This is a genomic window from Phocaeicola barnesiae DSM 18169 = JCM 13652 (assembly GCF_000374585.1).
Lineage (GTDB): Bacteria > Bacteroidota > Bacteroidia > Bacteroidales > Bacteroidaceae > Phocaeicola > Phocaeicola barnesiae.
In genome coordinates this window covers 18,947-31,633 of record NZ_KB894648.1, presented here as the reverse complement: position 1 = coordinate 31,633, position 12,687 = coordinate 18,947, and the positions used below count along the sequence as shown (strand labels likewise).

Below are 12,687 nucleotides of genomic sequence, written 5' to 3'. Positions count from 1 at the left end.
AAGGGAGTCCGTTTTTTTATCGATACTTATTCGTTACTGAAACGCTTGGCCTGTTCGGCAATCAGCGCATCATCATCGAAATAATTGATTTTCATGGCCCGGCGGACTTCATCCAGTGTCTGGGCAGCCGCTGCACGAGCTACCTCGCAACCCTGTTTCAGCATGGCATAGACAGCCGGAATGTCTTTCTCGAACTCTTTACGACGGTTGCGGATAGGTTCCAGTTCTTCCTGCATGATGGCAGCCAGGAACTTCTTCACCTTCATATCCCCCAAACCACCGCGGGTATAGTGAGCCTTCAGTTCATCCAGCGAAGCATAATCGGTCAGATAACGGCCGAAATGTTCCGGACGGCAGAATGCATCCAGGTAAGTGAATACCGTATTTCCTTCCAGACGGCCCGGGTCGGTCACCTTGATGTGGGTCGGGTCTGTATACATGCTCTTCACCTTCTTTTCCACTTCGTCAGCGCTATCGGACAGGTAAATGCAGTTACCCAACGATTTACTCATCTTCGCCTTACCGTCGGTTCCCGGCAGACGCAGACAAGCCGCATTATCCGGCAACAGGATATCCGGCTCTACCAGTGTTTCGCCATAGATGTGGTTGAAACGACGGACGATTTCGCGTGCCTGCTCAATCATCGGTTCCTGGTCTTCACCAACCGGTACAGTGGTAGCCTTGAACGCTGTGATGTCGGCAGCCTGACTGATGGGATAAGTAAAGAAACCGACCGGGATGCTGGTCTCGAAGTTACGCATCTGAATTTCAGTCTTCACGGTCGGGTTACGCTGCAGACGTGATACGGTCACCATATCCATGTAATAGAAGGTCAACTCGCACAGTTCCGGAATCTGAGACTGGATAAAGATGGTCGATTTGCTCGGGTCCAATCCGACAGACAGATAATCCAAAGCAACTTCTATCACATTCTGACGTACCTTTTCCGGATTATCGATATTATCGGTCAAAGCCTGCCCGTCGGCCTCGAAAACGAAAATCTTGTCATAAAGGCCGGAATTCTGAAGTTCCACACGGCGACGAAGCGAACCTACGTAATGTCCGATATGCAGTTTTCCGGTAGGACGGTCACCGGTCAGTATAATCTTTTCTTTTTTCATGGGTATGTATTTCATTTGTTTATAAATTGCAGCAAAGATACACAATTACTTTGTTTTCTTCAAAATAAATCGTTTCTTTGCATCATACGATGTAACAGCCCTATCCGGGGCACTGCATCCCCGCTCTAAAACATTCAAATAATCTATATGTATGAAAAAGACATTGAAAAAAGTGCTGGTACTCGGTTCGGGTGCCTTGAAAATCGGCCAGGCCGGTGAATTCGACTACTCCGGCTCACAAGCATTGAAAGCCTTGCGCGAAGAAGGCATCCGCTCCGTGCTCATCAACCCTAACATCGCTACCATCCAGACTTCCGAGGGTATTGCCGACCAAGTATACTTCCTGCCGGTAACTCCTTATTTCGTGACTGAAATCATCAAAAAAGAACGCCCGGACGGCATCCTGCTGGCCTTCGGCGGACAGACTGCCCTGAACTGCGGAACAGAACTTTATCAGACAGGAGTTCTACAGGAATACGGTGTAGAAGTATTGGGTACCTCGGTAGAAGCCATCATGTACACCGAAGACCGAGACCTCTTCGTGAAAAAGATGAACGAAGCTTCACTGAAGACTCCGGTTAGCCAGGCTGTAGAATCCATGGAAGCTGCACTCGAAGCCGCCCGCCGTATCGGTTACCCGGTCATGATCCGTTCTGCATACGCTTTAGGTGGATTGGGAAGCGGTATCTGTCCCAACGAAGAAGCCTTCATCGAACTGGCAGAGAGCGCCTTTACTTTCTCACCACAGATTCTGGTAGAAGAATCGCTGAAAGGCTGGAAAGAAATCGAGTTCGAGGTTATCCGCGACGCGAACGACCACTGCTTCACGGTAGCCAGCATGGAGAACTTCGACCCGCTGGGTATCCATACCGGTGAATCCATCGTAGTAGCTCCAACCTGCTCCCTGTCAGAAGAACAGGTGACTACCTTGCAAGCTCTCTCCCGCCAATGTATCCGCCACTTAGGTATCGTGGGCGAATGTAACATCCAGTACGCATTCAATGCCGATACAAACGACTACCGCATCATTGAGGTAAATGCCCGCCTCAGCCGTTCTTCGGCTTTGGCTTCCAAAGCCACCGGTTACCCGTTGGCTTTCGTTGCCGCCAAGATTGCTCTAGGCTATACCCTCGACCAAATCGGTGAAATGGGAACTCCAAACTCGGCTTATGTGGCTCCATCACTGGATTACCTCATCTGTAAGATTCCACGCTGGGACCTGACCAAATTCGTAGGCGTATCGCGCCGCATCGGTTCCAGCATGAAGTCAGTAGGCGAAATCATGTCCATCGGACGCTCGTTCGAAGAAATCATCCAAAAGGGTCTGCGTATGATCGGACAGGGCATGCACGGTTTCGTAGGCAATGACCATACTCGCTTCGACAACCTGGATGACGAGCTGTCCAACCCGACCGACCTGCGTATCTTCGCCATCGCCCAGGCACTGGAAGAAGGATACAGCATCGAGCGTATCTTCGAACTGACCAAGATTGACCCGTGGTTCATCGAACGTCTGAAGAACATCGTCGATTATAAAGCCAAGCTGCAGAGCTATGATTCCCTGGAATCACTCCCGGCCGATGTATTGCGCGAAGCCAAACGTCTGGGATTCTCCGACTTCCAGATTGCACGTTTCGTACTGAAACCGCACAACGGCAACATGGAAAAAGAAAACCTGCAGGTACGTGCCTACCGTAAGAAACTGAATATCCTGCCGGCTGTAAAACGCATCAATACCGTGGCTTCCGAACATCCGGAACTGACCAACTACCTGTACTTCACCTACGATGCCGAAGGTTACGATGTGAATTACTACAAGAACGAGAAATCGGTGGTTGTACTGGGCTCAGGCGCCTACCGCATCGGTTCTTCCGTAGAGTTCGACTGGTGTTCGGTAAACGCCATCCAGACTGCCCGCAAACTGGGTTACAAGTCCATCATGATCAACTATAATCCGGAAACCGTATCGACCGACTACGATATGTGCGACCGCCTCTACTTCGACGAACTCTCGTTCGAACGGGTATTGGATGTCATCGACCTGGAACAGCCACGTGGTGTCATCGTTTCCGTGGGCGGACAGATTCCGAACAACCTGGCCATGAAACTCCACCGCCAGTCTGTGCCTATCCTGGGTACTTCGCCGGTATCCATCGACCGTGCCGAAAACCGCAACAAGTTCTCGGCCATGCTCGACCAGTTGGGAATCGACCAGCCGGCTTGGCAGGAACTGACCAGCCTGGACGATGTGAAACAATTCATCGCCAAAGTAGGTTATCCGGTACTGGTACGTCCGTCGTACGTACTTTCCGGTGCAGCCATGAACGTCTGCTACGATGAAGAAGAACTGACCCGCTTCCTGCAGATGGCCAGCGAAGTATCGAAGGAATATCCGGTAGTTATCTCACAATTCATGCAAGAGACTAAGGAAATCGAATTCGATGCCGTAGCCAATCAGGGCGAAATCGTGGAATACGCCATCTCGGAACACATCGAATATGCCGGTGTACACTCCGGCGACGCTACTCTGGTTTTCCCGGCCCAGCAGATTTATTTCTCTACAGCTCGTCAAATCAAGAAAATCAGCCGTCGCATCGCTCAGGAACTGAACATCTCCGGTCCGTTCAACATCCAGTTCCTGGCACGGAAGAACGAAGTAAAAGTCATCGAATGTAACCTGCGTGCTTCACGCAGCTTCCCGTTCGTATCGAAGGTACTGAAACGTAACTTCATTGAAACAGCTACCCGCATCATGCTCGATGCTCCATACACTCAACCGGATAAATCGGCTTTCGACATCGACCGCATCGGTGTAAAAGCTTCCCAATTCTCATTCGCCCGTCTGCAGAATGCCGACCCGGTATTGGGAGTCGACATGTCGTCTACCGGTGAAGTGGGTTGCTTGGGAGATGATTTCGACGAAGCTCTGCTGAACGCGCTCATCGCTACCGGTTACCGCATTCCGAAGAAAGCTGTCCTCCTCTCTTCCGGAGCTACCAAGTCGAAAGTAGATTTGCTGGATGCCAGCCAGATGTTAAGCCAGAAAGGTTACCACATCTACGCTACTGCCGGTACCGCTACTTTCCTGAACTCACACGGTATTCCTACTACACCGGTATTCTGGCCGGATGAACGTCCGAACGCTGAAAACAACGTGATGAAGATGATTGCCAACCATCAGTTCGACCTGATTGTGAACATTCCGAAGAACCACAGCAAACGCGAACTGACCAACGGTTACCGCATCCGCCGTGGCGCCATCGACCACAACATTCCGTTGATGACGAATGCCCGCCTGGCCAAAGCCTTCATCGAAGCCTTCTGCACTACCAAACTGGAAGACATTCAGATCAAGAGCTGGCAGGAATACAAATAATCCGTTTTTAAACCGCACTTGAACGGTATTTAAAATCGCATAAAAAGGGTGGGGCCTCATAGGTTCCACCCTTTTTTATGCGGTTTTGTATGCTTGCTCCTATCCTCAAAAATCAGATAGTCCCCAATTATCAACCGTGTACCTTTAACTACACTGTTCTCCACTCTCCAATGGTTCCTCAATGAATAATCTTATAGATGCAATGCCATTCCACTACCGGAAGTGAACCATCATCCTTCACGGTGAAACATCACCCTTCACAGAGAGTTCCTGTTCAACAACCGGTTACCCGTGTGTGAAAGTGTGAAACCAACTATCAGAACTTCTGAAAGCAGCAGGATATACCCCTAAAATAAGCTGAAAAGGTCCATGGACAACCCACCTATAACGATTATCCATGGACCTTTATGTACTCTGCTGTATCTCAGCAGAAGAATTATTTGGCCAGTTCCTGTTCAATGCTTTCCATCAGGTGCTGGAACTCTTCGGCGGTATAACCGATGGAAGCATGCACCAACTTGCCGTCTTTTCCGAACAGGTAAACCCGAGGAATGCTTTGGTCGGCAAACAAGGAGAATACTTCACGCTTGGGGTCTGGATACAACGGGAAGGTGAATTTCTTCCGTTCGTTGTACTTCTTCAGATCGGCATCCGTATGCTCCCGCCCAATCACCAGCAGCTTGAAGTCCGCATTATCTTTGTATTTCGGCCACAAGACCTTCTGTACCTGACCCAATTCCAACTGACAGGGACCGCACCAGGTAGCAAACAGGGAAACCAATACGACCTTTCCTTTCAAATCGGCAGGTGTCACCTTACCATACACTTCCGAGTTCAATGAAAAAGCCGGCATTGCATCACCTGCCTTCACTTTCTCCACTCCCTGAGCGTTCACTCCCAACATAAACATCCACATCAGTCCTATCAGACTGAAAATTCTAACACTTCTCATACGAATATCCGTTTTTATCATTTTACTGACAAAGATAAAAATACTTTCGGTGAATCCCGCAAATTCCACTATCTTTACCCGCAAAAAGAATATGCTTACTTTCATCTCCTGCGCCAAGACTATGACTGCCCGTTCCAACGTACGGGTTCCTTTCACGACTGTGCCTCCTTTCGAGACAGCAGCCAAAGAACACGCTCTGAACCTCTCCCAATTTTCGACCCAGGAGCTGGAAAAGCTGTTACGCATCAATTCCAAACTGGCTGCCACCAACTACCTGCGCTATCAGGATTTCTGTTCGGACGAGACACCGGCACTGCCCGCCTTGCTCTCCTATACCGGTATGGTATTCAAGCGCATCAATCCTAAAGATTTCAGCGAGGACGATTTCCGGTATGCGCAAGAGCACCTGCTTATCACTTCTTTCCTGTACGGATTATTGCGCCCGCTGGATGCCATCAAGAATTACCGGTTGGAAGGCGATGTAAAACTTCCGGAACTGGGAGGAATGTCTTTCTTCGACTATTGGAAACCCCGGTTGACCGATTACTTCATCGAACCCATCCGGAAACAAGGAGGCATCCTGATAAACCTGGCCAGCGGAGAAATGAAAGATTTGTTTGATTGGGAAAAAGTGAACCGTGAAGTACAGGTCATCACCCCGGAGTTTCATACCTGGAAAAACGGAAAACTGGCAACCGTTGTGGTGTATGCCAAGATGTGCCGGGGAGAAATGACCCGTTACATCCTGAAGAACCGGATAGAACAACCGGAAGAACTGAAAAAATTCGAATGGGAAGGATTCCGTTTCAGCGGCACGGATGATTCCGGAAAACACTGGAACTTCGTGCTGGGATAAAGCCTCTTTCTAATCTTACCGAAAAAAGCAACATCCGATACTCCATCCGGGAAAAGATATATAGGCTACAAAAAACGCTACCCGCATGCCTTTCGGGATTTCCTTCAGACATGCGGGCAGTATTTCATATCGTCTAACAGCCTACTAGCGGAACATCTTCTCCAAATCTTCTTCCTTCAGGACAGAAAGAACCACTTTTCCGTCCGGAGTATAATTAGGGGTAGACGCGGCAAAAAGGCCGTCTACCAAGCTGTTCATCTCCTCATTGGTCAAGACCTGTCCCGGCACGATGGCAGCCGCTTTCGCCAACGAAAGTGCCAACAGGCTCTGGATTTCCTCCTTCACCTTACAGCCTTTCTCGATGGCTGTCTGTACCATGTTCGTCACCAGTGTTTCCGGATTCAGCCCTTCGATTCCTTCCGGTACCCCGTTGATGGCATACGTACCACCACCCAGGCTACTCAAATCAAAGCCTAAATCATTCAGGTCACTCATGATTTCCTCCAGTACCGGAACTTCGGCCGGAGAAAAATGCACCATATCCGGGAACAGCATCCGTTGGGAAACATGCTGATGACTCTCCAACTGACGCATATAGCGGTCATATAGAATGCGGGTATGCGCCCGTTGCTGGTCGATAATCATCAAACCCGACTTGACGGAAGTCAGGATATAGCTTCCTTTATACTGATAATGCTGGGCCACTTTTTCCTTGACCGCCTCAGCCGGATGTTCGTCATAAAGCGTCGGTTCTTCCTCAGGCACCAGTGAAGCAGATGTTTCCGGAAACGCTTCTTCCGGAAAATCCGGTCCCTCCGAAGGCCAGGCAGGAGCCTGCTGTTTCTTCTCCAATCCCTGGAACAACGGTTCCCATTCGGTAGAAGGCTTCGGCGTATACGATGAATAGGCCGAAGGAGGTACTACCGACGACGTATTGAACGGATTGTAAGAAGTATCGTACGAAGTCTTCGGGGGTTGTACCACCGAATAAGGCGAAGCATCGAAAGCCGGAATATCCGGCATCCCTTCCGTATCAAAGTCGATGGAAGGAACGGCATTGAACCGCCCTAGGGTCTCTTTCACGGCAGCCGACAGAATCTGCCAGATGGCCTGTTCGTTCTCGAACTTGATTTCAGTCTTGGTAGGATGGATATTCACGTCAATATTGGCCGGTTCCACCTCAAAATAAAGAAAATAAGAAACCTGCTCGCCTACAGGAACCAGATGCTCGTAAGCATCCATCACCGCCTTGTGGAAATACGGATGGCGCATGTAACGCCCGTTCACGAAGAAGAACTGTCGCGCCCCTTTCTTACGGGCGGTCTCCGGCTTCCCGATGAAGCCGTGTATCTTCACCATGGTGGTATCGATTTCCAGTGACAGCAGGTCCTGGTTGAGCTTTCTGCCGAATACGCCCATAATACGCAGACGTAGCTGGGTAGCCGGCAGGTTAAGCATCTCTGTATCGTTGTGATGCAGGGTGAAGGACACATCCGGATTCACCAAAGCAATCCGTTCAAACTCAGCCAGGATATTACTCAACTCCGTCTGATTCGACTTCAGGAATTTCCGGCGGGCAGGAACATTGAAAAACAAGTTCTTCACCGCAAAGTTACTGCCCTTACGGCAAGTTACCGCTTCCTGGCTTTCTACCTTCGAACCGGCGATTGTAAGGGCTGTTCCCAGCTCGTCACCTTCCTGACAGGTTTTAAGTTCCACCTGTGCCACAGCCGCAATGGAGGCCAATGCCTCCCCTCGGAATCCCATGGTATGCAAGGCAAACAGGTCGGAAGCCTCCCGGATTTTCGAAGTGGCATGGCGTTCGAAAGCCAAACGCGCATCGGTCTCGGACATACCCTTTCCATCGTCTATCACCTGGATGCACGTCTTTCCGGCATCGGTCACCGAGACATCAATGTGATGTGCCCCGGCATCAATGGCATTCTCCACCAGCTCCTTGACTACTGAAGCAGGCCGCTGGATCACTTCACCCGCCGCAATCTGATTGGCTACGGAATCGGGCAACAAACGGATAATATCGCTCATACGTCTACCAATCAACTAACGATTAGAAAGTAAATTCTCCGGTTATCAGGTAATGCAGAATGTACAGAAGCACAGCAATGGCTACAAAAATAGTTCCGTAGGCCAGCGGCTTACGTCCGCTTTCCTTCCGACGCTTCAGGTAAGTAGTACCCTCGATGAACTTTCCCCGGATATCTTCCGGCGAAAATTCCTTGGGCGGGAGCATTCCCAGATCACGTTTGGCAGACTCTTCTATCTTCTGCAACTTTTCCTTACGCTCGTCCACGTAGATATACTCATGGTGATACGCACGTGGCTTTCTCATTGAAAACATTCCCATAATCACTCCTCCTTTTTCTGTTGGTCAAACAAATGCTGGTTAGGCAGCTCTATCGGCCCGCGGATATTCTTCTTCAGCTCATCGCCGGCCTTCTTAGCTCTCCATTCAAAGATGTCGTCCTTATTAAGCGGACGGATATAATCGAACCAGACAAAATTGTCCAGCTTATCTTTTCCCTTCGGTATCTGAGGCAACGGATAAAGTGTACCGTTCGACTGCGGACTCATCACCATGTGGTCCAACTTCTGTTGTTCCAGATAGATATCCAGCTGGCTGGTCTCAGACACATTCATACCAATCAATGTACTGTCTGAATCCATCGGATAATACACCAGACGCACCGAACCGATAACCTCCACCTTCTTCATTTCACCATCCCGGAAGAAAGCCTTCATCTCCTTACCCGTGACCTGATTATACTTCGTCGTATCAATCTGCTCCACAGACAAGGCCTGATTGATGATATGTGCCCAGTCTATCGTACTGTCATTCATATAGATAAGTACCTTCTCGCCTATCAGCTGCTGGTTTTCATTCCAAAGAATCGGATTGTCATACATGGTCAGGCAACTGTCCTTGGTAGAGAAGACCAACGAATCGCAGACACCCTGTACATCCGTACGGTAAAAACGTACCTTATGAAAAGCCCGCATCTCACGGAACATGGAATCCGTATCGAGGTGGAAGGTCTTCATCATCAAGGTATCGGCATGAAGAAACAGACTGTCTCCTTGTGAATAATCGATGGCAACCGCTTTACGCGTAGCAAAAGCATATTTAGTCTTCTCGTTGTAGAAGCCGTAATCACCGGTCATCATGTTCTTATTGACAGTATCGGTCATTACCATGTCATGAAACGCCTCACCCACTCCTTCATTACGGTCATAGAACAATGTATCGCCGGTGAACTGCTTTCCTTCGTTTGTCAAGACCGAACGCTGATACAAATCCGCTTTCCCGGTCTGGGTGTTGTAATAGCCAGACTCGGAATAAATGTGGTTTTTGTCGCTCAAGATATCCGAGGGACCCACAATGTTCGCCACCTTACTGGCCGTATTGTACCGCAAGGTATCGGAAGTCAGCGTGAACTGCGGGTTCACCAGTTTCACATTGTAGTTGAATACCGACTGCTTGTTCTGGGTGTTGTATTCCCCCCATTCGGAAGTCAGTACATTCTGTTCGTCCATCAAGGTACCCCCATCGAAGAAATATCCCAGACTATATACCCGGTCGTAGTTCAAGCTATCGGTCAGCAACGTCGTGTTACGGTTTTCCAGACGTACATTCATACGCATCTGGGCAATCTGAGTCATACCGTCATAATACAGATGGTCGCCATACAGGAACAAGGTATCTCCCTGTTCCATCCGTACATTCCCGAACGCCTCGAACGAGTTGCGCTGGTCGAAATAATAGGCACTGTCGCAATACATGTACAGGCTGTCGTGACGGAAAATGACATTTCCTACCACCACCTGTGCGTCTGAACGGTCGAGTGTCTTTTTCAATATATCCGAATGCAGCAGATAAACTTTACTCTTCTGTTTCGGTTCTTCCTTCTTGGCCGGTTTCCCCGTCTTTGCCACTGAATCTTTCTTCGGGGCAGTCGCAGTTGTACCTGTCACTTTTTTCTGCACCGGACGCTGAGCCAGCAGACAAAAGCCGAACAGGCATAGGATACCCAATACCAGTATCCTATGCCCGCCTATCCATGTATATTTTGTTCTTTTATCAGACATATCCTTTCTATAGCAAGGTATCAGCGGTTATTTAATCCACCCCGGATACTTGAAATCACACTTTCTCCAGTCCGGATTAACACGGACATACGTATTCTTCTGTTTCTCAACAATCCACTTCTGCAATTTTTCTTCACTGCGTTTAGCTGTTACGATAGACTTCAGGCGTTGATAGTCTTCGGTAATCGTAGCCTTATGTCCGTCAATCCGATTCTTCAGCTTGACAATGGCACACACCTCTTTGCCTTTGCTGTTCACCATGGTAAACGGCTGTGAAACCTCGCCGATCTGCAGGTTCTCGACCGCTTTTGCTACCTCCTGAGAAACGAATCCGGCCAACTGCTGCATTTCGAAACGGGAAGTTCCACTCTGCGGATTGGCCAACAAGCCATGGTTGTTCTTCGTATCTTTATCCTGCGACACCCAGGTAGCCGCCTCATCGAAGGTAACCTTTCCTTTACGGATATCATTGGCCAAGGTATCCAGCTTCTCGAGTGCCTCATTGATTTCTGCTTCATCCACTTTCGGTTTCAGGAGGATATGACGGTAACTGATACGGTCACCACGTTTTTCTATCAACTGAGCGATGTGATAACCATATTCTGTCTCGAACACTTTAGAAATCTTTTTCGGGTCAGTCAGGTTGAACACCACATTGGCAAATTCCGGAGTCAACTCGCCCCGACCGGTAAATCCATATTCACCGCCTTTACGGGCCGAACCTGGGTCTTCGGAGTACATACGGGCCAACGTAGAGAAAGTGGTTTCACCTTTGTTGATACGGTCGGTAAAATCACGCAATTCCTTTTTTACGCGTTCTATCTCTTCTTCCTTCACCTTCGGCTCACGAGTAATAATCTGTACTTCCACCTGCATCGGTACATACGGAATACTGTCATCGGGCAACTTATTGAAATAATTCCGCACCTCGGCAGGAGTCAATTTGATATCACCTACAATTTTCTTCTGCATTTCCTGTACGGTTAATCCGTCGCGAATATTTTCACGCAACATTTCCCGAATCTGGGTGGTAGTCTTGTTGTAATATTCTTCCATCTTTTCTTTCGAACCGATCTGCTCTTCCAGCCACGAGAGACGTCGGTCTACCTCTTGCAGAACTTCCTGATCGGATACCGTCACACTGTCTATCTCCGCCTGATGGAGGAACAGTTTCTGTACAGCCAGTTCTTCCGGTATCACACAATACGGGTCTCCTTCGAAACGACGCCCTTCATACTGGGCATTCAGGCGTTCGGTTTCCACATCCGATTTCAATATGGCCTCATCACCGACAACCCATACCACTTCGTCTATCACATTTTCCTGAGCATACATGTTCACTCCCAGCAGCAGAAAAAGCAGACAAGCGCAAATTCTTGTAAAATTCATCTTATTCATCCGAATAGTCAATAATAGATTATTTCCTTGTTTTCTGAAGCGGTAGTATACAGATTCTTCTTCATCTGATTTATATAATCTACCCGCTTCAGGTTAATTAATAGTTCCTTGATCTCATTCCTGGCATGTTCCAAAGGCAATGTGCCTCCAGGAGGCAAATAATTCTCAACGTGCAGGAAATAACAGAAAGCCGTATCACGGACTTCCACGTTCCGGTTCCGGTTCAGATAATCGGGGTCGGACGTAAGTGTCCGTGCCGGTAGTTTCCCTGCGTATTCCGATACCGGCTTCCATCCGTCCAGAAAGCTGTCATAGCTCACCGCATTGCCAATGCTGTACTTTTCCAGCTTATCGATATTGTCCGCCGTAACTTTCCTGCACCAGGCACGGACCTGATTCAATTGCGGCGCATGAAGCGGGACCTTCAGGAACAGCCCCTGAATGTAAGGCTGGTCAGCCCGGAAACGCTCCTTGTTCTGCAGATAATACTGTTCAATCTCCGCATCGGTAACGTATTCGCCGACCTCCTGACGCACCAGTTCTTCTTCGTAAGTATGCATAATCAATGCACGCCGGTAAGCCGCTACCCGTTCGTTGATGGCGGCATTGTCAGGAATATTCCCTTCAGCTTTCTGAAAAAGCAAGGCATCTTCTATCCATTCACGAATGTATGCCTCGGCAAACCGGGCACTGTCCTTTCCCTTCAGTGCAGGAGGAATAACAGGCAGCAAGTCTTCACGATACAGGAACACACCACCGGCTTCCACCAACGGAGTTTTTCCATGATGGTCTACAGACTGACTGCAACCGGACAGCAGTAGCGACAGTGCGAAAATCCCTCCAAATGCTTCTTTCAGCTTCATGAATGACAATTGAGTGA

9 protein-coding genes are annotated in these 12,687 nt (G+C 49.0%); 2 read left to right on the top strand and 7 right to left on the bottom strand.

From position 1 onward, the window contains the following. Positions 1-26: 26 nt before the first annotated feature. Positions 27-1,121 carry a tryptophan--tRNA ligase gene (gene trpS / locus C510_RS0107220; protein WP_025892306.1) on the bottom strand — a complete coding sequence of 365 codons (1,095 nt, stop codon included), beginning with the start codon at positions 1,119-1,121 and terminating at the stop codon, positions 27-29. A 151-nt stretch (positions 1,122-1,272) separates the two neighbouring features. Between trpS and carB the strand changes: the two genes are divergently transcribed. Beyond that, the gene (carB, locus tag C510_RS0107215) at positions 1,273-4,497 is read left to right on the top strand and encodes a carbamoyl-phosphate synthase (glutamine-hydrolyzing) large subunit (RefSeq protein ID WP_018710670.1); all 3,225 of its coding nucleotides are present in this window, start codon (positions 1,273-1,275) and stop codon (positions 4,495-4,497) included. Between the two features lie 436 nt (positions 4,498-4,933). Here the strand turns inward: carB and C510_RS0107210 are convergent, their stop codons facing one another. Then, complete coding sequence (locus C510_RS0107210; RefSeq protein ID WP_025892305.1) at positions 4,934-5,449, bottom strand: TlpA family protein disulfide reductase; 516 nt, start codon at positions 5,447-5,449, stop codon at positions 4,934-4,936. 91 nt (positions 5,450-5,540) lie between these two features. Here C510_RS0107210 and yaaA point away from each other — a divergent pair, with 91 nt between their 5' ends. Next, entirely contained in the window at positions 5,541-6,305 is a 765-nt protein-coding gene (yaaA, locus tag C510_RS0107205; RefSeq protein ID WP_025892304.1) for a peroxide stress protein YaaA, read from the top strand. Positions 6,306-6,449: 144 nt separating this feature from the next. Here yaaA and mutL read toward each other — a convergent pair whose 3' ends face one another. From mutL to C510_RS0107180, 5 genes are read right to left on the bottom strand one after another with little or no spacing between them, the layout of a single operon-like run. Next, positions 6,450-8,351 carry a DNA mismatch repair endonuclease MutL gene (gene mutL, locus C510_RS0107200; protein ID WP_018710667.1) on the bottom strand — a complete coding sequence of 634 codons (1,902 nt, stop codon included), beginning with the start codon at positions 8,349-8,351 and terminating at the stop codon, positions 6,450-6,452. A gap of 22 nt (positions 8,352-8,373) precedes the next feature. Continuing rightward, a complete protein-coding gene (locus C510_RS0107195) occupies positions 8,374-8,670 on the bottom strand; it encodes a hypothetical protein (protein ID WP_018710666.1) in 297 nt (98 codons plus the stop codon). A 2-nt stretch (positions 8,671-8,672) separates the two neighbouring features. Beyond that, positions 8,673-10,409 (bottom strand): OstA-like protein, encoded by a 1,737-nt coding sequence (locus tag C510_RS0107190; protein ID WP_025892303.1) that lies wholly within the window; start codon positions 10,407-10,409, stop codon positions 8,673-8,675. A 27-nt stretch (positions 10,410-10,436) separates the two neighbouring features. Next, positions 10,437-11,807 (bottom strand): peptidylprolyl isomerase, encoded by a 1,371-nt coding sequence (locus C510_RS0107185; RefSeq protein WP_018710664.1) that lies wholly within the window; start codon positions 11,805-11,807, stop codon positions 10,437-10,439. 8 nt (positions 11,808-11,815) lie between these two features. Next, positions 11,816-12,670 (bottom strand): peptidylprolyl isomerase, encoded by an 855-nt coding sequence (locus tag C510_RS0107180; RefSeq protein ID WP_026320138.1) that lies wholly within the window; start codon positions 12,668-12,670, stop codon positions 11,816-11,818. Between the last annotated feature and the right edge of the window lie 17 nt (positions 12,671-12,687).